Here is a 25888-nt window from a genome sequence, read left to right as displayed (position 1 = left end):
GTGAAGTCCTCCCGCAAGGCATGGGCCGTCGCCGCCACCCTGGGCGTCCTGGCCGCGAGCGGTGCCACCATCGCCGCCGCCACCCCTTCCCCGAAGTCCGCCCCCAAGCACACGAGTGAAGAAGACCGGCTGCAGAAGCTGTACAAGGAGGCCGTAGCCGAGGGCGGCCGCCTGGTCGTCTACGCCGGTGACAAGCCGGGCCAGGCGGACTACCTCAAGTCCGCGTTCGTCAAGAAGTTCCCCAAGATGAAGGTCGACATCGTCGTCGACTTCAGCAAGAACCACGACGCCCGCGTCGACAACCAGATCGCCGAGCACCACGTGGTTGCCGACGTCGTCCACCTCCAGACCGTCGACGACTTCCCGCGCTGGAAGAAGGAAGGAGTGCTGCAGAAGTACAAGCCGGTCGGCTGGGACAAGGTCTTCGACCAGATCAAGGACAAGGACGGCTACTACACCGGCCTGTTCTTCTTCGCCTTCTCCAACGTCACGGCCGCCAAGCTCGGCGACGACGCGCCCGTCGAGGCCAAGGACTTCCTCAAGCCCGAGTTCAAGAACAAGCTCGTCTTCACCTACCCGAACGACGACGACGCCGTCCTCTACTACTTCAAACAGCTCACCGACAAGTACGGCTTCGACTATCTGAAGAAGCTGCTCGCCCAGAACCCGAAGTTCGTCCGCGGCACCCAGGACTCCGCCGACCTGGTCGGCTCCGGCGACTACGTGGCGAGCTTCGGCACCAGCGGAGGCGTCCCGGGCGTCGCTGAGACCACCCTGCCGAAGAAGTCGCCGTGGGTCGCCTGGCCGCAGACCGGTGCCATCCTCAAGAAGGCCCCGCACAAGGCCGCCGCCAAGCTCTACCTCAGCTGGCTGCTGTCCAAGGATGCCCAACACAACTCCATCGGCACCTGGAGCGCCCGCACCGACGTCGCCGCGCCGGCGGACCGCAAGGGCATCTTCGACTACGAGAACATGAACCCGCTCGGTCTCGGCGAGTTCATGAGCAACCGCACCGCCCTCGACCGCTACAAGGCCCGCATCAACCTCTATGTCGGCGACGTCAAGGGCGTGAACCCCTCCGACCCGCAGGGCGTGCTCGGCCTGCACCCCGTCAACCAGGACGGCACCCAGGGCTGACGGCCCTTTTCCTCCCCCTCTGCTCCCCACCGCCCGGTGCTTGTTCTTCGAGCCGGAGGCCGTCCAGGGCCTGGTCGTGTGGGTTTCGGTGCGGCCGCCGGTCTCGCGGTCGTGGCGCGCAGGTTGCGAAACCCGCGGCGGACGCGGGCCGGGGTGAGGCGTCGGGCTCGGTGCGGCGTTCCCAGAGCCGGCGGACGTCCTCAGCGAGGGGCCGGGCGAGCCGGAGCTGGGTGTGGGCGGCGATGATGAGCCAGGTCAACAGGTCGGCGGTGTCGGCGTGGCGGATCTTCGGGGCGGTCCAGCCAAGCGTCTGCTTCATCAGCCGAAACGTGTGCCCCAAGTCGAAGCGGCGCAGGAACGACCGCCACCAGCGGTCGATGTCCGCCGACGTGGCGCTCGCGGCCGAGGACCACAGCCAGACGGGTTTCGGGGACCGTGGGAAAGCGTGTTCAACGGGCAGCAGCGGCACGGCATCGCCTACCGGGCCACCGTCGTTGCTCCCGGCGCCTTCCCGATGGAGCAGGCGGGCTGATCGTCGTGACCGACCTGGTGACGTGGGCCGAGCTGGGCGGGTCGCTCGCTGCGCAGGCGGCGCGGCCTACGCCCGGCACGCCCACCCGGCGGCGTACTGGTCCACGGCTGCCCGTCTCGGTGGCCCGGCTGCTGGCCTCGTACACCTCCACCTGGACAGGGTCTGTGAGGGCAGCTCGGCAGCCCGGGCAACGCGACGAAGGCGCTGTGTACATCAATCCAGTACATGGACTACGCTTGGTACATGTCCATGAAGCGCACGAACGTCTACGCCGACCCCGAGGACCTGGCGATCATCAAGGAGGCGGCCAAGCGCCGGGGCATAAGCGAGGCCGAGATCATCCGTCAGGGGATTCATCTCGCGGCGATGGCGAACCGGGTCTGGGACGAACCGTTGTTCTCGCGGACATTCGAGGGGTCGGGGCGCACGCCCTCCAAGGCTGAGGTCGGTGACGCGGTCGCCGACGCGGTCCGCCGCGAGACGGACTCCGGAACTGCCGCGTGATCATCGTCATCGCGGATGCATCCGGCCTCCTGGCCGCTCTCGACTCGACTCACCCGGAGCACAGGGGCGCGAACGAGGCGATCATGGCGGCCGGTCTCCTGATCATGTCCCCGCTCCTGCTGGCGGAACTCGATCACGTGGCCACGCGTGAGTTGGGGCGCGAGGCCGCCCTGAGCGCGGTCGACGACCTGCGGCGCTGGATGAGCCGGGGTCGTGTCGTGATGCCGGAGATCACGGAGGACCACTTGGGTGCCGCCCAGTCCGTCCGAGTCCGCTACGGCGCGCTCGACCTGGACCTCGCCGACGCGGTGAACGTGGCGCTTGCGGCCGACTACGACACCGACGCGATCCTCACCCTCGACCGAAGGGACTTCCGGGCCGTAAGACCATTGGGCCGCCACAAGTCGTTCCGGGTACTCCCGGACGACCTTCCGCTCTGACGCGGGATCCTCGGCGGCCAAGCGCCTGCTCGCGCAAGGAGGTTGTGCCCCCTCTTGTCGAGATGCGCGATGAGCGGTAGGCGTCCGGTGTCGTTCGGGACGGGCAGGCTGAGTGCTCTGAGCACGCGAACCTGCTCATGGTTGACGTGAAGTCGCAGGTCAGTGCCGTGCTGCAGCGTGAGCGGGCTGCAACCGCAAGGCTCTCGTGCCCTCCGCATGCCCCATCTTCGAGCGCGACACGTGCCAGAAAACGCGGGAGAGCCCAGCTCGCGTAAAAGCCCCAGGCCGTTGACCTGGGGCTTCATCGTGGAGCGGGTGAAGAATCGAACTCGCGCTCTCAGCTTGGGAAGCTGCGATCATTTGCGGTCGGCCCGGCCGCTGACCTGGGCCAGAGGCCATGATGCAGTCCCATAGGGCCCTGTTGCTTTCACCGTGGTTCCCCGCTGTTCCCCGCTCGTTCTGGTGCGCTTGTGGTGCGGCGCCGCCCGGGCGGCCCTGACCGGGGAGGGCTGGCGGCCAGCGTTGTCGCGGGCGGCACGCGCGCCGACCTTGGATGGTCGGTCGCCGTCGTGATGGTGGGCGCGCCTGCCACACCACTTCTTCACGATGAGTTACATATGTGTACATAGAGTGATCATATCTGGTCACTCCCTTCACGGCTGACCTGGTGAAGCCGTGCAGATCATGACGCGAACCGGAAGAGGGGCAGGCGATGGCAGTCGAGACACGTGAGGCACCGGCGGCGAAGGCTCCGGAGGAGCTACAGGGGCAGGAACAGCTCAGCCTCAGTACCGCGGCAGCGCGCAATTTGGCCACGACCACCAAGTCGGAACCCCAGATGCAGGGGATCAGCTCGCGGTGGCTGCTGCGGAAGCTGCCGTGGGTCAACGTCCCGGGCGGTGCCTACCGGGTGAACCGGCGTTTGTCGTTCACGGTCGGGGACGGGAAGGTGACCTTCGACAAGAACGGGTCGAAGGTCCGTGTCGTTCCCGAGGAGCTGGCCGAACTTCCGTTGCTGCAGGGGTTCGACGACCGCGCGGCGTTGGGGGCGCTGGCCGACAAGTTCGTCCAGAAGGAGTACGAGCCCGGTCAGGTCATCGCGCAGGAAGGCCGGAAAGCCGACCACGTGTTCCTGATCGCGCATGGCAAGGTGGAGCAGGTCACAGCCGCGCCGTACGAGGGCGAGGCCATCGTGGGCCGGCTGTCGGACGGGGACAGCTTCGGCGGCATGGTGCTGGCCGGAGGAGATGGCAAGTGGCCGTCCACGGTCCGCGCGGCGACGGCGGCCACGATCCTGGCGCTGCCGGTCTCCGCGTACAAGACGGTCGCCGACCAGTACGAGGCACTGCGGTCGCACGTCCAAAAGCGCAGCGCCGATGCGCAGAGGCCGGCGAACAAGGCTGGCGAGGCCGCGATCGAGTTCCTCTCCAGCCACAAGGGCGAGCCGACGCTGCCCACCACGTTCGCCGACTACGAACTCCGCCCGCGTGAGTACGAGTTGAGCGTGGCGCAGACGGTGCTGAAGGTGCACACCCGGGTCGCCGACCTCTACAACGAGCCGATGAACCAGACACAGCAGCAGTTGCGGCTCACCATCGAGGCACTGCGCGAGCGCCAGGAGAAGGAACTGGTCAACAACCCCGACTTCGGACTGCTCCACAACACCGACTTCGACCAGCGCATCCCGACCCACTCCGGCCCGCCCACCCCGGACGACCTCGACGACCTGCTGAGCATGCGCCGCGGCACCAAGTACCTCTTCGCCCACCCCCGCGTCATCGCCGCCTTCGGCAAGGAGTGCAACAAGCGGGGCATCTACTTCGGCAGCGTCGATGTCGACGGGCACCACATTCCCGCCTGGCGGGGAGTGCCGATCCTGCCGTGCGGCAAGATCCCGATCACCGAACACCACACCTCGTCCGTCATCGCCATGCGCACCGGCGAGGACGACGAAGGCGTCATCGGCCTCTACCAGACCGGTCTGCCCGACGAGGTCGAGCCCGGACTCAATGTGCGATTCATGGGGATCGATGAGAAGGCGATCATCTCCTACCTCGTCAGCACCTACTACTCCGCCGCGGTACTCGTCCCGGATGCAATCGGCATTCTCGAAAACGTCGAGGTATGCGCGCGTGGCTGAGCACTCGGTTCAACGAGTGAAGGAGGGCTGAGACGGTGTCATTGCTGTCCTGGGAGTTCGCCGCCCCCGCCCCCCATGAGGCGGCGGGCCTGGCGAGCGCCTTGCGGCCCGAATCGGTAAATCCCGGGAAACGGGATCCCTTCGCCCGGTGGCCGGAGTCGGCGGCCTCGCGGCCCACGCCCCCGGCGAAGCGGGTGGCGGCATGGCTTCCCACAGGCCCGACAGGCTTGGGCACATCAGCGGCCAGGGCCCTGCTTCCGCCGCATGCGGGTCACGGCTGGTCCGCTCCGGCGACCACGGCTCCGCCCCGCGCCGGTGACCCGATTCCGGGCCTGTACTGCCCGCCCGCTGTGCCGGCCGACCCTGTCAAGGTCGCCGAGGTGGACCGGCGGCTTGAAGCCTGGGCGCATGAGCTCGCGCTGGTTCCCCCTCAATGGGCGGGCGACTTCGCCGGATTCCAGGTCGGCCGTGCTGTTGTCCTGCAACATCCCGGGGCAGCCGACCTGGAGCGCCTCGTCGTCGCGGGCAAGCTACTGGTCGCGGAGAACGTCGTTGACGACTGCTACTGCGAGGACTACGGCGGGTCTCCCATCGGCCTGGGCGGCAGGCTCGTCATCGCGCAGAGCGCCTTGGACCCCTTGCACACTGCGGACGGCTATCAGCAGCAGTGGCAGGAGGGGCTGGGCGCGGATGCTCCACTGCGCTCCTATGCAGGTGCGATGCGCGCCTTCCGGGACATCGCCACTCCCAGTCAGGTCACCCGGTTCATCCACGACATGGCGCGCCTGCACCTGGGGTATCTCGCCGAGGGCGCTTGGGCGCAGACCCGCACTACCCCGCCGGTGTGGCAGTACCTGGTGATGCGGCAGTTCAACAACTTCCGTCCCTGCCTGTCCATCGTCGACGCCGTGGACGGCTACGAACTGCCCGAGCCGCTCTACTCCCGACCTGAAGTCCAGCGCGTCACCGCGCTGGCCTGCAACGCCACCACACTCGTCAACGACCTGTACTCCTTCACCAAGGAGATGGCACTCGACGAGCACCACCTGAACCTCCCGGTGGTGATCGCCGCCGAGGAGCGCTGCGGCCTCAAGGACGCCTATCTAAAGGCCGTCGACATCCACAACGAAATCATGCACGCCTTCGAGGACGAATCCTCCGTCTTGGTCGCCGAGGACCCGATCCTGGCCCGTTACACCACCGGCCTCGCCGCTTGGGTCGCTGGCAACCACGAATGGCACCACACCAACACCTACCGCTACTCCCTGCCCAACTACTGGTGAGAAAGAAGGCAGCCGCATGACCACCACAGCGCAGCGCGCCAGCGCCGCCGAAGCCCCTCCCTTCAGCCCCTACCAGAAGTCAGTGGCCGACTACTGGAACCGCGAGAAGAACCCCGTCAACCTCCGGCTGGGCGAGGTCGACGGCTTCTACCATCACCATTACGGCATCGGCGACGTCGACTGGTCGGTTCTGGAGGGCCCTGAGGAAAACCGCGACGAGCGCATCATCGCCGAACTGCACCGCCTGGAGTGCGCCCAGGCCGACTTCCTCGCCGACCATCTCGGCGCCGTCGCCCCCGATGACCGCGTGCTGGACTCTGGCTGCGGACGAGGCGGCGGCAGCCTGGTCGCCAACAAGCGCTTCGGCTGCCACGTCGACGGGATCTCCATCTCCGAGACCCAGGTGGCCTTCGCCAACGCGCAGGCCAAGAAGCGCGGCGTGGACGACAAGGTGCGCTTCCACCTCAAGAACATGCTCGACACCGGCTTCGAGACCGGCTCGTTCCGCGCCATCTGGAACAACGAGTCGACCATGTACGTCGACCTGTCGATGCTGTTCGCCGAATACGCCCGTCTCCTCGAAGGCAGCGGCCGGTACGTCACCATCACCGGCTGCTACAACGACACGTACGGGCTGCCCTCTCGCGAGGTCTCGACGATCAACGCCCACTACATCTGCGACATCCACCCCCGCTCCACCTATTTCAAGGAGATGGCGAACAACCGGCTCGTGCCGATCAGCGTGGTGGACCTCACCGCGGCGACCATCCCGTACTGGGAGCTGCGCGCCAAGTCTTCCCTGGCCACCGGCATCGAGGACGCGTTCCTGACCGCGTACAAGAACGGCAGCTTCCAGTACCTGCTCATCGCCGCCGACCGAATCTGATCCCGCCGACCGCTTGCGAGACGCAGCGCGGACACACCGGCATGCGTCCCGCACCACTTGCGAAGGGGCTGCCCGCCGATGGATCCCGCACTGTCAGAGTGGGTGCCGGACCTGCTCCGCAAGAGAAAGCCAAGCCTCTCCGACAGCAAGTCCAGCGGTATGGACTCCGCCCCGAGCAGCACACACGACGCAGCGGACCTTGGTCGGGTACATCGTCAGCCGCAGGCCGAGGCTGATCGGCGACTAGCCCCCCGATGACCACAGGCCTTGTCCAGCGTGAGGTGCCCCGAGGGTTCTGGACAGGGCGGACTGCCAGAGATGCACGGAGTTCAAGGTCGGTGGAGCGGCTTTGGGGTGGCGCTGCTTTGGCGCGAGTGATCATGGCCCCGTAAGCTGGCGGCGCGTCGGGCAGTCTGTGGACCTGCCCGGTAAAGCACGACGTTGGGGCCATGATCTTCGAGGCTCGCGCCAAAGTGGCTCCGTAAAGCCGTGGAGCCGACCGCCCCAGCCACGACGTACCTCTTCTACGGCAAGCGGCTGATTGCTGAGCGCGCGGCTCGGGCGCCGGCCGGGCTGGAGCGGGGCGGAGACAGGAGCGCAGGCCCGGCCGGGGGCCGGGCCGCGCGCGGCGAGCGGAGCGAGCCGACTTGAACCCGTGAAGAAGGTTGTTACTCAGGCTTCGGCTGCGTCTTGGGTGTCGCTTGCAGTGCTCTCCGGCGTTTCGGCAGCTGCGATTTTGCGTCCCTGTTGAGCGGCCCGCTGAAGTGCTTGGGCTACCTCTTCGGCGGCATCAGGAGACAGCAGGATTTCTTGCGTCCAGAGGATCGACAGTCTGACGTCACCGGTCAACAGATTGGTGGCCACATCGACTTCAGTGCCGTTGCCGGTCACGTCGCGCACGGTGTCCAGATTGAAGTCGCTGCTGAATGCGCTCATGCCCTGGGTTCTCCCTGGGTGGAGGTACCGGTGGCTGCGATGCGCCACAAGGGCGCGTCGTACCGCTCCGGATGGCTGCTGATCAGCAGTTGGCGTAGGTCCTCGCGTAGGGAGCCGTTGAGGTTCAGCGCCTCGGTGATGCGGCGGAATGTTGTGTGGGTGATTCCGCGGTTCCGGGCCTCGGCTTCGAACTGGTCGAGTTGGGAGAACACGGCCTGGGGGTCGAGCTTCACTGGTGGCTGGTCTTTGAGCCATGTGGCCTTGTTGCGTTCGTAGTCGATCTCCGAGTAGCCGCAGATTTCGCGGCTGTGTGCCTCTACCTCGTCCAGAGTGGTGGTCGCCAGGATGGCGCGGGCCAGCTGGTTGCGGCTCAACGCGTCGTCCAGGTCGACCTCATGGACCCTCGGCCCTTCATCCGTGAGAGGCACGGGGAGTCCGGCGTCGCGCATCTCGCATCTGCCGCGTACGCCTCGGGCTGTCGCCGCCAGCATCCCGGTTGCCTCAGAGGGGTGCCACTCCAGGACCGAGCTGATCGACTCAACGTCCTTCGCTGTGAAGGTGTGGACTAGCGGGCCGAGCATTCCGCGCAGTTCATCGGGAGGCAGTTCGCCGTCCAGACCGGGGCCTGCCACCAGGAGGCGGATCGGTGCGTTCACCTGGCAGCACGCGGCGAGCGTGACGGCGTCGGCAAGCGGGCTCTTCAGGGTCGGCTCATCGCCTCGGGCCAGGATGTCGCCGCCTACGTCCAGGAGGTCGATCGACTCCGGGGAGAAGTGGCTTACCAACTCTTCGAGTTGGCGGGTGATGCCCTCGGCTCCGTGATGCGGGTCGATCAGCGCAAAGGTGTGCGGGAGCTCTGCTGCGAGTCGGGGCAGGGTGGAGCCTGCCGGAGCGATCGGGCGAGCCTCGGCCGGCACTGCCCAGACCGCTGGGGTGAGCTGTTCGAGGCCGGTGAAGTTGTCCGGTCCTCGGGGTCCTGGCACTGGGTCGATCAACAGGCGGTCCCACGCGTAGGTGAGGATCACCGCCTGGTCCTCGTCGCCGTAGAGGGCGGCGTGAAGCATTGCGGCGGCGACTGCGTCGCCTCCTCCTCCTGCTGCGACGATCAACCGCTTCATGCGGTTCAGCCTACGGGGTCGGAGGTTGACCACTCACTCTGTAGTGGCTAAAGGCTATAGCCACTTGGACCAGGACGTAGACCTTGATTCCCTCGTGATCCGGGTCCGGGTTGCCGAGCCTGAGCGGACCAACGGCAAACGCGCTCCCGGTGCGACCAAGTCGGATGCCGGCGCACGCTTCGTCGTCCTTCCGGGCTTCCTGGAGAAGGAGTTGAAGCGCCACCTTGCCTGGTACGCCGAGAAGGGGCCTGATGGGCTCTATTCGTCGGTGAGAAGGGAGCCCCCTTCCGCCGCACTTCTTTCGGCCGGAAGTGGAGGCGGGTCCGTACTGCTGTCGGCCTCCCAGAAGGCTTCCGCTTCTACGACCTTCGTCACACCGGACACACGCATTCAACGCGTTCTGGCGCGATGCTGAAGGACACCATGGTCCGGGCCGGACAGTCCTCCGAGAAGGCCGCGTTGATCTATCAGCACTCCGATGACGAACGGCAGCGCGAGGTGGCGGCTGGGCTCGACGAGATGGTGCGCGCCGAGCGTGCGAAGCACCACAAGGACGACCCCGCGCACCACAAGCAGAAGCCCACCGGTAGCTAGTGCCGCATCAGGCAACGCTCGCCCTGTCGTGACGCGTCGCGCCGGATCGCGCCTTGGGATCCGTTCAAGCTGGACTGAATGCCGAGCTCAGCAGTAGTTTGTGGCCGCGTGAGTCACAACGACGCCATCGCCGTGTCCCCGCCCGTGCCATCGGCCGAGCGCGAGCCGCTCTTTGTACCGAAGGCGATGACGACTGTAGTCGTGGCCGCGCTCGGGGCTTGCGTGCTGGTGAATGTCGCGTTACTTGTCGCTCAGCTGCGTCTTTACCGCGCGGCTCACGGCTCGTATGCCGCCTTCGAGAGGGAGATATGGGTCGGCAACCTCACCGGTATGAGGCTGTTCGCCTTCCTGCTGACTGGATTCGTCTTCCTTCGGTGGCTGTGGCAGATGCGGGTGAACGCCGAGGCTCTGGCGCCCGGCGGACACCGGATGAAGCGCGGCTGGACTACAGGCGCGTGGCTGGTTCCGGTCGCCTGCTTCTTCCTCCCGAAGCGGATCCTCAATGACATCTGGGCTGCCAGCTCTCCGGCCGACCGCCCGCGGCGCACCGGCGTACTGCTGACCTCGTGGTGGCTGCTCTTCGTGGCGGCGCAGCTTCTCGACTTTCCCTCCACCTCCCGAGGCCCGCTGTCAACAGAGATGGCCGGGGCCGCGCTGTATGTCGTCTCAGGGGCTCTGTGTATCCGTGTGGTGCGGCGGCTTGCCGCGATGCAGAGGGCGCGCCTCCGGGGGGCGACTGGTGAACCTGTCTGTTGAGGTGCCGCGCGTTCGCCGCTTCCACTCATGACGATGGGTGAGAAGTTGGGGCGGGTCGATTGCGGCCGGGCATGACCCCGCCGATCAACAGCTCCTGACTCAACCGTATCGAGGCCACTTCACCGCCCTGCGCTACTTCGCACTCGACGGCACTGACCATGCCTGCCACAAGAAGCAAGAAAGGCGAACGTTGCCTGATGCGGCACTAGCCTGCGCGTTTCACTTGCCGCGGTGTCCGGATCTTGATCGGAAACGCGAAACCCTCTGAGCTGGGAAGATGAGGCTTGTCGAAGGTCTCTGTCATCCCAGCAGGAAGGCACTTTCTGCGTGCACACTATCGCCTCGCGCCCCAAGCTCGTCGTCTCGGCCGACGGCCACGGGGTGGTCGGCCATGCCGGGTCCCGTCTGCTGGCCGATCTCGCCGACGCCACCGGCCTGACCGCCGCGTTCACCGACGCGCTGCGCCGCCTGCGGCCACGCGGAACCGGACACGACCCGGGCAGGATCGCGGTGGATCTGGCGGTGATGCTCGCGGACGGCGGCGAGGCCATCGCCGACCTGTCTCTGCTGCGTGACCAGGCCGAGGCTTTCGGCCCGGTGGCCTCTACCCCGACCGCCTGGCGCCTCCTGGCCGGCATCGACCACACGGCACTGGCAGCACTGCGCACGGCCCGAGCTGCAGCGCGCGAGGTCGCCTGGCTGCAGGCCGCCGAGACGGACAGCGGCATACCCGCGGCTCAGGCCGGCGGGCGGGACCTGCCCGGGCTGGTCATTGATATGGACGCCACCCTGGTCACCTGCCACTCCGAGAAAGAGCAGGCCGCCGCCACGGCACCCCCATCCTCGTCCGCACCGACAGCGCCGGAGGGGCCAAAGCGTTCCTGGCACACCTGCGGGCCCTGCGCGCGCGAGGCATCCACACATCCTTCTCGGTCGGCCACCCCGTCACCGAGCCGGTCCGCCGCGCGATCCGCGCCCTGACCGATGAGGTCTGGCACCCCGCGCTGGAGCAGGACGGCACCCTGTGCGCCGGCGCCGAGGTCGCCGAGCTGACCGGCATGGTCGACCTGGGCGGCTACCCCGACGGCACCCGGATCATCGTCCGCCGCGAGCGCCCGCACCCCGGCGCCCAACTGTCCGTGTTCGACCTCGACGAGGGCATACGCCACCAGGTCTTCCTGACCGACACCCCTACAGTGAAGGCTCGCTGCAGCACCTGGAGGTCCGCCACCGCGCGCACGCACGCGTCGAGGACCGCATCCGCTGCGGAAAGACCACCGGCTTCGGCCGCTTCCCCTCCCGCAACTTCACCCTCAACCAAGCGTGGCTGGAGCTGTCCCTGGCCGCCACCGACCTGCTCGCCTGGACCCAGACCCTGCTGCTGGAAGGAGAATTGGCCACCGCCGAGCCGAAGAAGCTGCGCTACCGGCTGCTGCACGCAGCCGCCCGCATCACTCGCGGCGGCCGCCGTCTTCGCCTGCGGATCGCCGCGACCTGGCCCTGGCGGCACGAACTCATCAACGCCTTCGCCCGCCTCACGGCACTACCGCGACCGGCCACCTGACCTGTGGCACTGTCCCTGCCCGCCCACCACCGAGGAAGCCGTTGGAGACCCCGGACCGAGCGTCGGGCCCAAGCCATGCCCACTCACCGACCAGGGCCCGACAGCACCAGTCCTCCGCCATCACCCCAGCTCAACCACTCGAAGCGAAACGGGGAGGCTAGGCCTTCTCTTTCGGATCGCTCTCGTGGGCGAGGGATAGGTTGCCCGCCATGACTGAACTCGGACCCGTCGCCTGGCCACCTGCCGCGATCAGAACCGAGCGGCTCCTGCTCCGGGAGCCCGAGGCCCGAGACCGTGCGGCGTTCATCGAACTGCTCGCCTCACCGGAGGTGCACACCTACCTCGGTGGCCCCCGGGCGCGTGACGAGCTTGAGCGCGAGATGCCCGAGGTGCCCGAGCGGTGGCCGGGGAGTTTCGTCGTCGATCTCGACGGGGCGATGATCGGCCAGATCCTGCTCAGGAGAGCACCGGAGCACCATCGTCCGGCTGCCGCGGGGAAGGCCGATCTCGGCTACCTGTTCCTGCCGCGGGCATGGGGATTCGGATACGCCGCCGAGGCGTGCGCGGCGGCACTCGACTGGTTCGACGGCGTCCTTCCCGGCGAGCCGGTGGTGCTCGCCACCCAGACCGCCAACGTCGGCTCGATGCGCCTCGCGGCAAAGCTGGGGTTCACCGAGGTAGAGCGGTTCCGGGCCTGGGACGCTGAGCAGTGGCTCGGCATGCGGTCCCCGGTCACGCCGTCCGATTGATCCATAGCCCAGCCCTTATGGTGCGGTTGTGGTGCGCCACCCGCCCACCGGTCCAGACAACAAAGAACCCCCGGGTCTCTGACCTGGGGGTTTCGCATGGAGCGGGTGACGAGAATCGAACTCGCGCTCTCAGCTTGGGAAGCGACGGCGCTTCCGGGGGCTCTGTGGTTCTGACCTGCACAGATGTCTTCTTCCTGGGGTTGTGGTGCGGGTCGGGTCACACCGCTGTTGACTGTGGTTGTCCGTTCTTACGGGCACGCTATGGGCACGACGCCGTTGATCGGCGGGATATCGCGTGAGCGCGATGGCCGAAGCGTCGGGCTCGGCTCTCTCTGCTGCCCGGCCCACCAGCCCCGTCGCGAGTGCACACGCAAGCCCCAGCCGTCGCCATCGCGGCACCGGCGCCGGTTCCACCGGTATCAGCAAGCTGTGGCGGATCCCGCTGAGGGCTGGAAACACTCGCCGTCCCTGTCGGTGCTGGCGTTGCCGTCCTCCTGCTCGGTGTCGGGGCATGGCGGCTCAGGGCCGTCGCGGTGGAGGGTCGGCCGGAAAGCCCTGCGGTTGTGACGTACCCCACAGGGCAGGGGCGCACGGAACTCGCTCCTTACGTGGCCCGACTCCTCTATACGGTACGGCCGTAGGGGATCCCGCCGTGATCCCTGTTTCCGAGCCGTCCGACCAAGGTCAGGAGGCCGGTGATGGAAGAACCCCAGCAGTCCTCCACTGAAGCGGGTTTCGCGCTGCGGAGACTGGTGCCGCCGCCCGCCCTCTGCGGTTTCCTTCTCCTGCTCGCCCTGGTCTTCACGGTGTCGTACGCCGCCGGAGCCGCCGTCGGCCCCGTCGCGCCCGACATGCAGCGCTCCGGAACGAGCGGCGACGGTAGTGGTGGCACGGAGGGCGGCATGGACATGAAGCACGGGGGTGGCGGCTGATGACCACGGAGCCGGCCACCTCTTTGGTGACCACCGACCTGACCGTCGGCGGGATGACCTGTGCGGCCTGCGTCGGGCGTGTGGAGAAGAAGCTCGCGAAGCTGGAGGGCGTGACCGCGACGGTCAATCTGGCCACAGGGCGTGCCAGGGTGAGCCATCCGCAGCATGTCCGCCCCGGTGAACTCGTGGCGACGGTCGAGCAGGCGGGGTACACGGCCGCGCTGCCCGAGCCGCTGAAGCAGCAGCGCGAGGAGGGCCAGGGCGGGGAGTCCGATGGCACCCGGCAGGAGCTCGAACGGCTGGTGATCACGGCGCTGCTCGCGGTGCCGGTGGTCGTGCTGTCCATGGTGCCCGACCTGCAGTTCCGCGCCTGGCAGTGGCTGTGCTTCGTGCTGGCCGCGCCGGTCGCGGTGTGGAGCGCTTGGCCGTTCCACGTGCGGGCGCTGCGCGGGCTGCGGCACTCGACGGCGACCATGGACACCTTGGTCTCGCTGGGCGTGGCGGCGTCCTTCGCCTGGTCGGTGTACGCGCTCTTTCTCGGCGGCGCGGGCGATCCGGGCATGACGATGCCGTTCAGCCTGCTGCCCGAAGCCTCCGACGGCACGGCGCACGTCTACCTCGAAGTGGCCGTCGTCGTACCGCTGTTCGTGCTCACCGGACGGTTCCTGGAAGCGCGGGCCCGGAACGGCACCGGGGCGGCCCTGCGGTCGCTGGCCCAACTCGCCGCGAAGGAAGTGGCGGTACGCGAGGGCGGGGCCGAGCGGCTGATCCCCGTCGAGGAGTTGAGGGTGGGGCAGGTCTTCGTCGTCCGACCTGGCGAGCGCGTCGCCACCGACGGCGTGGTGGCGGAGGGCAGCTCCGCCGTGGACCTGTCCTTAGTCACGGGGGAGACCGAGCCGGTCGAGACCGGGCCGGGTTCGACCGTGGTCGGCGGGGCGGTCAACGCCGGCGGACGGATGCTCGTACGGGCCACCGCGGTCGGTGCGGACACACAGCTTGCCCGCATCACCCGGCTGGTGACCGAGGCGCAGGCGGGCAAGGCGCGGGCGCAGCGGCTGGCGGACACGGTGGCCGGGGTGTTCGTGCCGGTGGTGCTGGCGCTCGCCGTGACCGTGCTCGGGTTCTGGCTGGGCGCCGGGGCCGACCCGCAGGCCGCCGTCACCGTGTGCGTGGCCGTCCTGGTGGTGGCCTGCCCGTGTGCGCTGGGGCTGGCCACGCCGACCGCGCTGATGGCCGCCACCGGACGCGGCGCGCAGCTCGGTGTCCTGGTCCGGGGCCCGCAGTCCCTGGAAGGGTTGCAGCACATCGACACGGTCGTGCTTGACAAGACCGGCACCCTCACCTCCGGCCACATGACCGTCGCCCGGGTCACGGCTGTGCCGGACGGGCTCGGCCGCGAGGCGGTGCTGCGGCTGGCCGGTGCGGTGGAGCAGGGCTCGGAGCACCCGCTGGGCCGGGCGATCGTCGCGTACGCCATGGTGGTGTCCCCGCGCGGGCGTACGCGAGCGTCGGGTGATGTCCTGCCCGGGCAGGGCACGCTGCCGGAGGTGAGCGACTTCGCCGCGACGGCGGGCGAGGGCGTGCGTGGCCGGGTCGAGGGGCGGCTGGTCGAAGTCCTCGCGCCGGACGACGAGTTGCCCGACGCCCTCACCGACGCGCTGCAGGCGGCGGAGGCCGACGTCAACACCCCCGTCCTGGTCCGTGTCGACGGGGTTGCCGAGGCGCTGATCGAGGTCGGAGACGTCGTACGCCCCGGCAGTTACCAGGCCGTGGACCGGCTGCGGCGCCTCGGCGTGCGGCCGGTGCTCGCCACCGGCGACCGGGATGCAACGGCGCGGGCGGTCGCCGCCGCGCTCGGCATCGAGGAGGTGCACGCCCGCTGTACCCCCGAGGACAAGGCCGGCCTCGTACGGGAGTTGAGGGAACAGGGCTGCCGGGTCGCGGTCGTCGGCGACGGCGTCAACGACGCCGCCGCGCTGGCCGGTGCCGATCTCGGCATCGCCATGGGCGGTGGCACGGACGCGGCGATCGGGGCCGCCGACGTGACACTCGTACGCGGTGACATCGAGGCCCTCGGCGACGCGGTCCGGCTCGCCCGGCGCACCCTGGGCACGATCCGCGTCAACCTCCTGTGGGCGTTCGGCTACAACGTGGTGACCGTGCCGCTCGCCATGGTCGGACTGCTGAACCCGATGCTCGCCGCGGCGGCCATGTCGGTGAGTTCCCTGCTGGTGGTCGGCAACAGCCTGCGGCTGCGGGCCTGGCAGCCGTCGCGGGACCGGGGCCGTACGCGATGACCGGACAGCGACTGTGGCGGCCGACCCGCCGCCGGCTCACGGACACCCTGATCGCCGCGCTCGCGCCCGTCGCCGCGTGCAGCATCGCCCTCGGCGGCCTGACCACCTGGGCCGTCCAGGACAACGCGGGCAGCCCCGCGCGGATCGCGGTCACCCACGGGCTCGTCTTCCTCCCGTTCGGCGACCCCCGGGAGACCGCCACCCGGGAGACCGCCGCGTTCTTCCGCATCACCAACTCCGGCGGCGCGGACGACCGACTGCTGAAGGTCACCTCCTCCGCCACCGGTGGCGACGCAACGCTCAGCCGCCACCGCATGGCCGGCGGGCAGGCGGCGTACGGGCAGACGGTGGACTCCGTCGCCGTCCCGGCCGGCGGCAGCCTCGCCATGTCTCCGTTCGGCACGGATGTGACGGTGCGGGCGAAGGAGACGTGGCGCGAGGGCGACGTCCTGCCATTCACGCTGCACTTTGCGCGCAGCGGTCGGATCAAGACCCTCGCGGTGGTGGTCCGCCCGGGCACGGTCGGGGCGTGACCGGCGGCCTGCCCGGTGGACTCGGCGCGGATACGACAGTGTTCAGGGTGCTGTGGCGGGCTGCACGCACAGGTCGTGGCTGCGCCGGCAGGCGATGAGGCACGCTTCGACCGGCGCGGCGAGCAGTGCCGGGCCGTGTGGCTGCTGCCGCGGGCCGGGACGCGGTGGTCGCGGCTGTGATGTCGGCGCAGTCCAGGTCCTGGCTGATCGCGGTGCGCAGCCCGCCGGTGTCCTTCTCGGCGCGCATGCCGGCCGTGCACGCGGTGACGGCGTCCTCGCAGAGAGAGCGAAGGCGCGGGGCGGTGCCCTGCCGACGCGGCGGGTCCGGCGGGACGCCGCGCGACCGAGTGGAGAGCGGGTCCGAGAGAGACCCCGCACCTTCAGATGTCGGCCGAAGCGTGCGTCGAGTTCCAGCCCGCCCGCGTGTTCTGTGTCACCGGTTGGGGATTGAGTGGAGGGCGGGGGCGTTGTCCGTACCCCTCCATGGCGACGGAATCCCGGATGCGAGGATGAGGGCCGTCATGACTGCTGGGCGGTGTGCGCGCACGATACGGGCCGCGGTGTTCGCGGCCGTCTGCGTGCTGCTCGCCGCCCTCGGCCACGTCCTGATGTCCGGGGCCACCGTCTCATGGTGGGCACTGGCGGCCGGACTTGCCGTCACGGGCGGTGCGGGCTGGTGCCTCGCGGGCCGTGAGCGCGGACTCCCGCTGGTCGTGTCCCTGGTCGTGGTCACTCAGGGCGTGCTCCACTCGGTCTTCGAACGAGCGCAGTCGACGGCCACGAGCGCAGCCGGACCGGACACCACGCCGCCCGGCTCCGGGGGCCAGGGCCACGCCATGGAGGCCATGGGCCACGACATGAGCGCCATGCCCATGGACTCCATGGACATGGGTCACATGGACATGGACCACGCGGGACACATGGGCCACATGGCGACGGATCACGCGGCGCACATCGGGCACATGGGCTCCATGGGCCACGACATGGGCGGCATGTCGTCTTTCGGCATGCTGGCCGCCCATACGCTCGCCGCGCTGCTGTGCGGCCTGTGGCTGGCCCATGGGGAGCGTGCCGCGTTCCGCGTCCTGCGGGCCGTCGCCGGCTGGCTGGCCGCACCCCTGCGGCTGCTGTTCGCTGTTGTCGCGCCGCCGCGCCGACTGCGCGTCCGGCTGCACCGCGCCCGCTCGGAACGAGTGCCGCGGCGCCTTCTTCTCGTTCACTCGATCACTCCTCGGGGGCCTCCGGCCAGGACCGCTGTCGTCTGAGACAGCCGGTTCCCCGGGGCCCTAAGCGACCCCGGGGAAGTGCGGGCACGCCCCCACGCCGCCCGGCACGCACTCTCGCCGCACCGGCCAAGGCCCAAGTAGCTCCGCTACAAGGACCTTCGTCCGGCACGCCGAGAGCACGCACCGGCTGCGACATCAGCCGCTGCCGCGGCGGGCGCGGGAACGCACCCGCACTTCCCCGGACCCGCTTAGCCGGGTGTCGTGTCATCGACGCCCGCGCCTCGGGCAACGGCCGTACGCGTCGTACGGCCGTCTCCCCTTCACTCCCGGACCCATCCGCAAGCGGTGTCACACGCCCGTCGTGCCCCAGCACGGTCGTCGTGCCACCGTGCCGGATGCCGGATGACCCGAGAAGGACATCAGGTGATCACTCCTGTTCTGCCCGCCTCCCGCGACAAACGCAGAGGGGTGGACCAAGACGGTGCGGTGGCGTCGTTCGACGAGTCGGCGACCGCCTGGGCGCTCGCCGCCCGCGCCGGAGACCCGGCCGCCGTCGACCGTTTCGTACGGGCCCTGCACCCCGACGTCGTCCGTTATGTCGCGCATCTGTCCTCCGACCCCCAGGCCGCCGATGACCTGGCCCAGGACACGTTCCTGCGGGCACTCGGCAGCCTGCACCGATTCGAGGGGCGCTCCTCGGCGCGGGCGTGGCTGCTGTCCATCGCACGCCGCGCGGTGATCGACAGTTACCGGTACGCCGCCGCCCGGCCACGCCTGTGCGGCGCGGACGACTGGAGAGCGGCGGTCGAACGCGCCCAGCCCAGCGGTCTGCCCGGCTTCGACGACGGCGTCGCGCTACTCGACCTGCTGGACGCGCTGCCCGACGAGCGCCGTGAGGCGTTCGTTCTCACCCAGTTGATCGGGCTGCCCTACGCGGAGGCGGCCGAGGCCAGTGGCTGCCCCGTCGGAACGGTCCGCTCACGCGTGTCCCGTGCCCGGGCGACGCTCATCGAGCTGCTGGCCGAGGCCGAGGCGACGGCCGAGCCGCCCCCGCTGGCCGCGTGATCGAAGGGCGTCGGCGCCGTCCGTCCGAAGCGCGGGTCGGCGCCCTTCCTTTCTCGCCGAACAGTCCGAGCACCGGCCCATGGATGGCAGTCAGATGACAGTCACGCGCAGGATGATGCGCGTAAGAGCGAGGTCGTGATGAACCGCCTACACCATACGAGCGAGCAGCAGCCCCACCTGGTGCTCATCCTGCTTTTCGACGGGGCCCAGAGCCTCGGCTTCTCAGGGCCCGCCGATGTCTTCGCCGCGGCGGGTGAGACGAGCTCAGGAGCCTGCCGGTACGAGGTGAGGACAGCCTCCCTGGACGGCGGTCCCGTCCGCGTGTCCGGCGGACTCACCGTCCGGCCGGACCACGGCACGACGGACGTGGCCGAGGCCGGCACGCTGATCGTGCCGGGCACGGACGGCATCCCTGCCCTCGATCGGGCGATCGTCGACGCGGTTGGTTCCCTGGCCCGGCGGGCCCGGCGCGTGGCCTCGGTGGACACCGGCGCCTTCCTCCTCGCCGATGCCGGGCTTCTCGACGGCCGTAGGGCGGCCACGCACTGGGAGTTCGCGGACGAACTCGCCCGCCGGTACCCGGCTGTCGAGGCCGACGCACGGGACACGGTGGTGCGGGACGGCCGCGTCACGACCTCCGGGGGCGCCGCCTCCGGCCTCGACCTGGCCCTCGCCCTCGTGGGGGACGACCTGGGCGGCGAGGCAGCCCAGCAGGTCGCCCGGTCCCTGGTCACGTACCAACGCAGGCCGGGCGGTCAGCTCCAGTTCGCCGAGCCGCTCGGCCCCGACGCGCGCAGCCCGGTGCTGCGCGCGGTGCAGCGGCGGATCCTCGCCGACCCGGGCAGCGATCTGTCGATCCGCTCCCTGTCCCGTCAGGCAGGCATCTCCGAGCGCCACTTCACCCGCCTGTTCCGCGCCCAGGTCGGCATGTCGGCGCGGGAGTACGTCGAGCGGGCCCGGGTGGCCGCCGCCTCCCGCCTGCTCACGGAGACGCTCCGCAGCCCCGAGGCCATCGCGCGCGAGGCCGGGTTCGGAACGCAGGCCACGATGGGCACATCGTTCCAGCGGGTGCTGCGAATCTCGCCCCTCGACTACCGGGAGCGCTTCTCCTGACACGGACGTACAGCCAATCCCGGCATGGTGGGCGCCGGCACAGCCGGGTCATCTCGCGTCGGTGGTCACGGGTACCCGGACACCGACCCTTCCGCTGTACCGGAACCAGAGGTTGTAGAGCACTTCCCGGCCCGGCTTCAGCACAGGCGGATCCATGATCAGGACGCCCAGACCATCCGGGGCCATGCGCACGGTGCCGCCCGCCGGAACGTCGACGGACCACACCTGTTCCGTGAGCCCCGCCCGCTCCCTGCCTCCGGCGCGGCGGATGGCGCTGACTCCCAGCTCCGGCGAGTCCGCGTACAGGAGCGTGTCCCGCGAGACGCCGGCGTTTCGGATCTCGAAATATGCGGCGGTGGAGCTCGCGCCCCTGGGCGGAGCGATGATCCGGGCGTCCACGACCGTGATCCGGGGCGGAGGATCGCCGGCCAGGCCGGTCATGGTGTAGGCGGTCAGCAGGATCAGAGCCGCGCAGCACGCGACGAGGGGTGCCGCGGCGGACCGCAGCGCGCTCGTGAACAGACTTCTCGGCGTCGAACGCGTCCCACGTATCCCACTCGTCCCACGTACCGGACGCATCGGGCTCTTCGGGCTCTTCGGGCTCTTTGGGCTCCTCCGCTTCACACCTCAGTAGTCGCGATGCTCCCTCCTGGGGTTCCGGCAGCGGATGAACCGGCACCCCAAGTGGCGGGAACCCACGCGGAGTCCGCCCCGACTACTGGAACGGGTGGCAGAGGTCCGCCCGTGCCCGAGTGGATCCTGGAGAGTTTCGATGCGTTCTCGCGTGTGGTGGGGTACGACGACCGTGGTGCTCGGCGGCCTGCTGGCGGCGGGCTGCGGCAGCGGGGACGGCGGCGAGGCGAGCCCCGCTGCCGGAAAGGCCGCCTCCGACGGCTACCCGGTGACCGTCACCGACTGCATGGGCGCCAAGACCACGTTCTCCGAGGCTCCGCAGAAGATCGTCACCAGCAATGCCTCCAGCCTGGAGTTGCTGCTCCGGCTGGGAGCCGGGGACAAGGTGATCGGCACCGGCTTCCCGCCCGGCAAGGGCACCCTGCCCGCCGAACTGGGCGCCCAGGCCCAGAACGTCAAGGTACTCAGCCAGACCGTGATCCCCAAGGAGAAACTGCTCGGTTCCGGCGCCGACCTGTACATCGACACCTTCGCCAACATGAACATGGGCGGCGGGATGGGCGACGCGCCGACCGAGGAGGAGTTCAAGGCCGCCGGGATCAAGCACATCTACCTGAAGTCCACCGCCTGCGCGGCGCAGAGCAAGAGCCCCGTCACCGACCTGACGGCCGTCGAGGACGACATCACCTCCCTCGGTGCCGTCACCGGCACTTCGGCGAAGGCGAAAGAACTCGTCACGAGCATGATGGAGAAGGCGGACGCCGTGCGGAAGGCCGTCGGCGGCACGGCCGAGGCCGAGCGGCCGACGTACTTCTTCTTCGACTACGACGCCGGCACCAAGCAGCCCATGGCCGTCTGCAACCGGCAGATCGCCAACGCGGTGATCACCCAGGCCGGGGCCCGCAACGTCTTCGCCGACTGCGACGGCGACTTCGAACCGGTCGGCTGGGAGGACGTGATCGCCAAGAACCCGGACTGGATCCAGCTGGGCGTGCGCAACCGGGGCAGCGAGGCCGCGAACAAGAAGGCGTTCGACGAGGCCCAGAAGTGGCTGGAGACGAACTCCGCCACCAAGGGGCTGAAGGCGGTCAAGGAGGGGCACTTCCTGCGGATCGGCTCCGAGCAGACCACCATCGCCGGTGTCGAGAACGCCGACACGGTCGAGGCGATCGCCAAGGCTCTTTACCCCGGCAAGGTCGGCTGACCGTGATCGACGCCCGGCTGAGCCGAAACGGCACGGGCCGAAACGGCACGGGCCGAAAGAGCACAGACCGAAAGAGCACAGACCGAAAGGGCACGGATCGAAAGCGCACGGACGCCCGCAGGCAGGCGCGTTCGGTACCCGCCGGCCCCTTGGCCGCGGTCCTCGCCGTGGCGCTGCTCGCCGCTCTCACGGCGGCGGTCTCCTGGGGCTCGACGTCGATTCCGCCGGGTGAGGTGTGGGGCGTGGTGGGGCGGCGGCTCTCCGGAGAGGCGCCCCGGCCGGGTACGGACGACCTCATCGTGTGGCAACTGCGCGTCCCCCGAGCCCTGCTCGCCGCCCTCGTCGGTGCCGGGCTCGGCCTCGTCGGTACGGCGATGCAGGCCCTCGTGCGCAACCCGCTGGCCGACCCCTACTTCCTGGGTATCTCCAACGGCGCGTCCCTCGGGGCGGTCGCCGCGATCGTGCTCGGCGTCGGGACGGGCGGGGCGCTGGGGCTCGGCCTGTCGGGCGCGGCGTTCGCCGGGGCGCTGGCGACGTTCGCGCTGGTGTGGACGGTGGCCCGGCGCCGTGGGGGATTCGCCCCACTGCGGTTGGTGCTGGCGGGGGTGGCGATCGGCCAGTTCCTGTCCGGCTTCACCAGTTATCTCGTTCTCCAGGCCGGCGACGAGCAGCAGACGCACAGCGTGCTGTTCTGGCTCATGGGCAGTCTGAGCGGGGCGAGTTGGCAGCTGCTCGCCGTACCCGCCGTCGCCGTACCCGCCACCCTGGTGTGGCTCCAGGCGCGCGCCCGGGCGCTCAACGCCCTGCTCATGGGCGACGAGACGGCTGCCGGGCTCGGCGTCGACGCCACCAGGCTGCGCCGTGAGCTGTTCACCGCGACCAGCCTGCTGACCGGCGTCCTGGTCGCGGTGTCCGGCGCCATCGCCTTCGTCGCACTGATGGTGCCGCACGCCTGCCGCCTGGTCGTCGGCGGCGACCACCGGCGACTGCTGCCGGTCTCCGCGCTGTTCGGGGCGCTGCTGCTGGTGGTGGTCGACATCGTGTGCCGTACCGCCATGGACACGCAGGAACTGCCGGTCGGGGTGGTCACCTCGCTGATCGGCGCACCGGCGCTGCTGTACCTGCTGGACCGGCGCCTGGGAAGCGGCAGTTGAGATTCGGAGGAGTGGCGGTTGAGGATCTGGGGGAGCGGAAGTTGAGGATCGACGTCGAGGACCTGCACATCGCCTACGACGGCCGTACGGTCGTGGCCGGCGCGCATCTCATCGCCGCCGGAGGCGAGATCACCGGCCTGGTCGGACCGAACGGCAGCGGCAAGTCCTCGCTCCTGCGGACCGTCTACCGTCACCTGAAGCCCGCCGCCGGGCGCGTCCTGCTCGACGGCACCGACCTGCGAGAGCTGAGCCCTGTCCAGGCGGCCCGGCGGGTGGCCGCGCTCCCGCAGGAGCGGGGCGGCGACTTCGAGCTGACCGTGCGCGAGGTCGTCGCCATGGGACGCACCCCGTACAAGCGGGCCTTCGCCGGGGAGGACGCCACCGACCGGGACGTCGTCGCGAAGGCGCTGGCCGACGTCGGCATGGCCGACCACACCGGGCGCCGCTTCACGGAGCTGTCCGGTGGCGAACGCCAACGCGTCCTGCTGGCCCGTGCCTTCGCCCAGGAGACGGATGTCCTGGTCCTGGACGAGCCCACCAACCACCTGGACATCCGCCACCAGGTGGAGCTGCTCGCCCTGCTGCGCGCCCAGCGCCGTACGACGCTGGTGTCGCTGCACGACCTCAACGCCGCCGCGTCCGTGTGCGACCGGCTGCACGTCCTGCACGAGGGAAGCGTGGTCGCGTCCGGCCCGCCCCGCGAGGTGCTCGTCCCCGCCCTGCTGGCCGAGGTGTTCGGCGTACACGCGGCCGTGGTGGAACATCCGCTGACCGGCGACCCCCTGATCGCCTTCGACCACCGGGCCCCGGCGGACGGACCGGTACGCCCGAGAAGCGGCCCCACCCCTGCACAAGTCGGCTCGTGAGGCGGCTGAGTTCCCGGGATCCGGCGTGAGATGCCCCATCCGGGCCGTCCGGACTGGCGGAATGCCGGCGCGGGTATCCCCGGGTCAGTCCCCGAGGGGCACCCCGGTGAGCCGGTGAGCGCCCTCCCCAGCGCGAAAGGTTGTGGACGATGACCGACATCGATGGCCTGACCCCGGTGGCGACATTCTGCGGCAACTGCGACTGCGGATGCCCGCAGCTGTTCGTCGACCCGACCGCGCCGGCGGAGCGGCGCGTAGTGCTCACGGATGACTTCGGACAGCGAGTGCAGATGAGCGCCGATCAGTTCGCGTCGCTCGTCGCGGACGCCAAGTCCGGCACACTGGACGGCGTGGCCACTTCCTGACCGCCCGCCGCGGCTCTTCCGGCCTCTCCCTCCGGTTGGCGCGGACGGGGAGGGGCCGGCACCGGCGTACGGCACGAGGGAAGGACCCCTCCTGAGCTCGGGCCGGCGAGGCGGGTCCGGGCCCTTGACCGCCGCCGGCCCGGCCTGTCGGCCGACGGCTACGGCCGGCTGGGCTCCGTCGTCGTGGCACCTCCGGTGCCCTGGTCGACTGTGCCGTCGGCCGGCACTCGCTGCCGTGCTGTATCTGCTGGTGAAGACGGCGACACCAGGCCCGCGAGCGGTACGCCGCCGGGGCTGTGGCGCGGCAGACCTGAGGCGCCGCGCCCCTTGAACTTCCTTCCTCCCCTCGCCTTTTCGGCCAGTTCCGGGAACTGACCCGAGCGCTCCCCCGACCCCTGGGACGAGGCTGCTGTTCGGCAGCCCGTTCCGCGACGGAAGGGGCGGAGAGTGACGGACCACGGTTCCGGTTCGCAGCGGCCCGGTCACATACCCGCGGTCGAGGACCGCTGGCTCCTGGTGGCCGTGGCGGGCCTGCTGTCGTTCGTGGCGATGCTCGACATGAACATCGTCAATGTGGCGCTCGCCGATCTCTCCGAGGGGCTGCACGTCTCGGCCGCGACCGCCCAGTGGGCGGTGCTGGGCTACCAACTTCCGGTCGTCGCCTTGCTGTTGCCCGTCGGCCGGTGGCTGGACGGTATGGGCCTGCGTCCCGCGCTGCTGGCCGCGACCGGTGGCTTCACGCTGTGCAGTGCCCTGGCCGCCGCCTCACCGTGGGCGGCCTGGTTGATCGCCGCCCGTATCGGGCAGGGCGCGTGCGGGGCGGTGCTGTTCGTGCTGATGCCGGTGCTGGCTATGCGCGCCGTACGGCCTCAGGCGCGCGGCCGGGCGATGAGCGTGCCCGCGACGCTCGGCCCGCTGGGCGCGGTGGCCGGTCCGGCGGTGGGCGGGCTGCTGCTGGACCATCTGGGCTGGCGCTCGGTCTTCCTGGTGAAGATCCCGTTCTGTCTGCTGGCGCTGGTCGTGGCCTGGAAGGCGATGCCTCGTGACGGCCGCCTGCGCCGGCCCGACCGGCGGTCTTCGGCCGACATGGCGCTGGTCGCCACCGGCCTGACGGTTCTGCTGCTGGCTCTGACCCTGGCCTCCGACGCCTCCGCGTGGCTGTTGCTCGCGCTCGCCGCCGTACCGCCGCTGTGGTGGTGGCTGCGCGGACCGGGCGGTCGTCCGGTGGCCGGCGTGCTGCGGGAGGCGCGGCTGCTGCGGGCGCACGGCGCGGTGCTGGCGCTGGCGGCCGGGTTCGCCGCCATGCACTACGTCGTCGCCCTGCACCTTCAGCGCGACGACGGCGTGAGCGCCACCACGACCGGGGTGACCGTGCTCGCTTTCCCGCTCGGCATGGGGTTGGCCGGACCCCTCGGCGGACGACTGGCCGACCGGTACGGTCCCCAGCCCGTCGCGGTGGCAGGCGCCGTGCTCACCTCCGTCGGACTGCTCCTGCTGATCCCCCTCGGCGACACCTGGTCGCCGCCCGACGTGGCCTGGCGCCTCGCACTGGCCGGGATCGGCATGGGCCTGGGCGGCGGTCCCACTCAGGCCCTGATCATGGGCGCCGCCCCACCGGACCGGGCCGCCACCGTCGGCTCGGCCGTACAACTCGCCCGCAGCCTCGGCTTCACACTCGGCCCGGCCCTGGCCACCGCCACGTGGGCGCCGGCCGGGGCGGACGGCGGCGTACGGGCCTCCCTGGCGCTCGCCGCGGTGGCCGCCTGCCTTGCCGTGCCCCTGCTGGCCCTGCCCGGCCGACGGCCGACCCCCATCCCCGAGAAGACCACCGACGCGGCGACTGCCGCCCCTCACTGACCCA

22 protein-coding genes and 4 pseudogenes are annotated in these 25888 nt (G+C 69.9%); 22 read left to right on the top strand and 4 right to left on the bottom strand.

Going from position 1 to position 25888, the window contains the following annotated elements:
- Positions 1-1137: an ABC transporter substrate-binding protein gene (locus CLM62_RS21455; protein ID WP_095751505.1), complete on the top strand. Its 1137-nt coding sequence runs from the start codon at positions 1-3 to the stop codon at positions 1135-1137.
- Here CLM62_RS21455 and CLM62_RS51665 read toward each other — a convergent pair.
- Positions 1047-1567: pseudogene (locus CLM62_RS51665) on the bottom strand (hypothetical protein); the annotation flags it as partial. The gene CLM62_RS21455 and the pseudogene CLM62_RS51665 overlap by 91 nt on opposite strands.
- 345 nt (positions 1568-1912) lie before the next feature.
- Here CLM62_RS51665 and CLM62_RS21445 point away from each other — a divergent pair.
- The 5 genes from CLM62_RS21445 to CLM62_RS21425 all read left to right on the top strand — a co-directional run bounded on the left by CLM62_RS21445 (position 1913) and on the right by CLM62_RS21425 (position 6922).
- Positions 1913-2173 (top strand): CopG family transcriptional regulator, encoded by a 261-nt coding sequence (locus CLM62_RS21445; RefSeq protein WP_095751701.1) that lies wholly within the window; start codon positions 1913-1915, stop codon positions 2171-2173.
- Positions 2170-2613 (top strand): PIN domain-containing protein, encoded by a 444-nt coding sequence (locus CLM62_RS21440; protein ID WP_095751504.1) that lies wholly within the window; start codon positions 2170-2172, stop codon positions 2611-2613. The genes CLM62_RS21445 and CLM62_RS21440 overlap by 4 nt, the downstream gene beginning before the upstream one ends.
- A gap of 712 nt (positions 2614-3325) precedes the next feature.
- Entirely contained in the window at positions 3326-4753 is a 1428-nt protein-coding gene (locus CLM62_RS21435; RefSeq protein ID WP_095751503.1) for a family 2B encapsulin nanocompartment shell protein, read from the top strand.
- 227 nt (positions 4754-4980) lie between these two features.
- Positions 4981-6036 carry a family 2 encapsulin nanocompartment cargo protein terpene cyclase gene (locus CLM62_RS21430; RefSeq protein WP_373559177.1) on the top strand — a complete coding sequence of 352 codons (1056 nt, stop codon included), beginning with the start codon at positions 4981-4983 and terminating at the stop codon, positions 6034-6036.
- A 16-nt stretch (positions 6037-6052) separates the two neighbouring features.
- A complete protein-coding gene (locus CLM62_RS21425; RefSeq protein WP_095751501.1) occupies positions 6053-6922 on the top strand; it encodes a geranyl diphosphate 2-C-methyltransferase in 870 nt (289 codons plus the stop codon).
- A 672-nt stretch (positions 6923-7594) separates the two neighbouring features.
- Here the strand turns inward: CLM62_RS21425 and CLM62_RS21420 are convergent.
- Both CLM62_RS21420 and CLM62_RS21415 read right to left on the bottom strand, forming a co-directional pair.
- The gene (locus tag CLM62_RS21420; protein WP_095751500.1) at positions 7595-7858 is read right to left on the bottom strand and encodes a hypothetical protein; all 264 of its coding nucleotides are present in this window, start codon (positions 7856-7858) and stop codon (positions 7595-7597) included.
- Positions 7855-8976, bottom strand: a complete 1122-nt coding sequence (locus CLM62_RS21415) for a DUF1152 domain-containing protein (RefSeq protein WP_095751499.1) — start codon at positions 8974-8976, stop codon at positions 7855-7857. Before CLM62_RS21415 ends, CLM62_RS21420 begins: the two co-directional genes overlap by 4 nt.
- 70 nt (positions 8977-9046) lie before the next feature.
- On the opposite strand from CLM62_RS21415, the pseudogene CLM62_RS21410 reads away from it, so the two are divergent.
- The 11 genes and pseudogenes from CLM62_RS21410 to CLM62_RS21365 form a co-directional block, all read left to right on the top strand.
- A pseudogene (locus tag CLM62_RS21410) lies at positions 9047-9570 on the top strand (tyrosine-type recombinase/integrase); the annotation flags it as partial.
- Between the two features lie 132 nt (positions 9571-9702).
- Positions 9703-10326, top strand: coding sequence for a DUF4328 domain-containing protein (locus tag CLM62_RS21405; RefSeq protein WP_179382175.1), 624 nt, complete (start codon positions 9703-9705; stop codon positions 10324-10326).
- Positions 10327-10424: 98 nt separating this feature from the next.
- Positions 10425-10504 (top strand): annotated as a pseudogene (locus CLM62_RS52710) (transposase); the annotation flags it as partial.
- A 119-nt stretch (positions 10505-10623) separates the two neighbouring features.
- Positions 10624-11890 (top strand): annotated as a pseudogene (locus CLM62_RS21400) (transposase).
- Between the two features lie 209 nt (positions 11891-12099).
- The gene (locus CLM62_RS21395) at positions 12100-12639 is read left to right on the top strand and encodes a GNAT family N-acetyltransferase (RefSeq protein ID WP_095751497.1); all 540 of its coding nucleotides are present in this window, start codon (positions 12100-12102) and stop codon (positions 12637-12639) included.
- A gap of 698 nt (positions 12640-13337) precedes the next feature.
- On the top strand, positions 13338-13571 hold the full coding sequence (locus CLM62_RS21390; RefSeq protein WP_095751496.1) for a hypothetical protein: 234 nt from the start codon (positions 13338-13340) through the stop codon (positions 13569-13571).
- Positions 13571-15868, top strand: coding sequence for a cation-translocating P-type ATPase (locus CLM62_RS21385; RefSeq protein ID WP_095751495.1), 2298 nt, complete (start codon positions 13571-13573; stop codon positions 15866-15868). Before CLM62_RS21390 ends, CLM62_RS21385 begins: the two co-directional genes overlap by 1 nt.
- Positions 15865-16401, top strand: coding sequence for a copper chaperone PCu(A)C (locus CLM62_RS21380; protein WP_095751494.1), 537 nt, complete (start codon positions 15865-15867; stop codon positions 16399-16401). The genes CLM62_RS21385 and CLM62_RS21380 overlap by 4 nt, the downstream gene beginning before the upstream one ends.
- Before the next feature lie 521 nt (positions 16402-16922).
- Positions 16923-17666: a hypothetical protein gene (locus CLM62_RS21375; RefSeq protein ID WP_095751700.1), complete on the top strand. Its 744-nt coding sequence runs from the start codon at positions 16923-16925 to the stop codon at positions 17664-17666.
- 384 nt (positions 17667-18050) lie between these two features.
- Complete coding sequence (locus CLM62_RS21370; RefSeq protein WP_257003973.1) at positions 18051-18692, top strand: sigma-70 family RNA polymerase sigma factor; 642 nt, start codon at positions 18051-18053, stop codon at positions 18690-18692.
- A gap of 138 nt (positions 18693-18830) precedes the next feature.
- Positions 18831-19805 carry a GlxA family transcriptional regulator gene (locus CLM62_RS21365; protein WP_095751492.1) on the top strand — a complete coding sequence of 325 codons (975 nt, stop codon included), beginning with the start codon at positions 18831-18833 and terminating at the stop codon, positions 19803-19805.
- A 48-nt stretch (positions 19806-19853) separates the two neighbouring features.
- Here the strand turns inward: CLM62_RS21365 and CLM62_RS21360 are convergent, their stop codons facing one another.
- Positions 19854-20246: a copper chaperone PCu(A)C gene (locus tag CLM62_RS21360; RefSeq protein ID WP_257003972.1), complete on the bottom strand. Its 393-nt coding sequence runs from the start codon at positions 20244-20246 to the stop codon at positions 19854-19856.
- A 331-nt stretch (positions 20247-20577) separates the two neighbouring features.
- Between CLM62_RS21360 and CLM62_RS21355 the strand changes: the two genes are divergently transcribed.
- From CLM62_RS21355 to CLM62_RS21335, 5 genes are all read left to right on the top strand, one after another.
- Complete coding sequence (locus tag CLM62_RS21355) at positions 20578-21642, top strand: ABC transporter substrate-binding protein (protein ID WP_095751490.1); 1065 nt, start codon at positions 20578-20580, stop codon at positions 21640-21642.
- A gap of 149 nt (positions 21643-21791) precedes the next feature.
- Positions 21792-22796 carry an iron ABC transporter permease gene (locus CLM62_RS21350; protein WP_095751699.1) on the top strand — a complete coding sequence of 335 codons (1005 nt, stop codon included), beginning with the start codon at positions 21792-21794 and terminating at the stop codon, positions 22794-22796.
- A 41-nt stretch (positions 22797-22837) separates the two neighbouring features.
- Positions 22838-23662 carry an ABC transporter ATP-binding protein gene (locus CLM62_RS21345; protein WP_095751698.1) on the top strand — a complete coding sequence of 275 codons (825 nt, stop codon included), beginning with the start codon at positions 22838-22840 and terminating at the stop codon, positions 23660-23662.
- Between the two features lie 149 nt (positions 23663-23811).
- Complete coding sequence (locus tag CLM62_RS21340; protein ID WP_095751489.1) at positions 23812-24027, top strand: hypothetical protein; 216 nt, start codon at positions 23812-23814, stop codon at positions 24025-24027.
- Between the two features lie 447 nt (positions 24028-24474).
- Positions 24475-25884: an MFS transporter gene (locus CLM62_RS21335; protein ID WP_095751488.1), complete on the top strand. Its 1410-nt coding sequence runs from the start codon at positions 24475-24477 to the stop codon at positions 25882-25884.
- Positions 25885-25888: the final 4 nt, after the last annotated feature.

Origin of the sequence: Streptomyces sp. SA15, from assembly GCF_002291145.1 — a bacterium.
Classification (GTDB): domain Bacteria; phylum Actinomycetota; class Actinomycetes; order Streptomycetales; family Streptomycetaceae; genus Streptomyces.
Note: the sequence above shows the minus strand (reverse complement) of the source record. Positions and strands in the feature narration are given on the sequence as shown.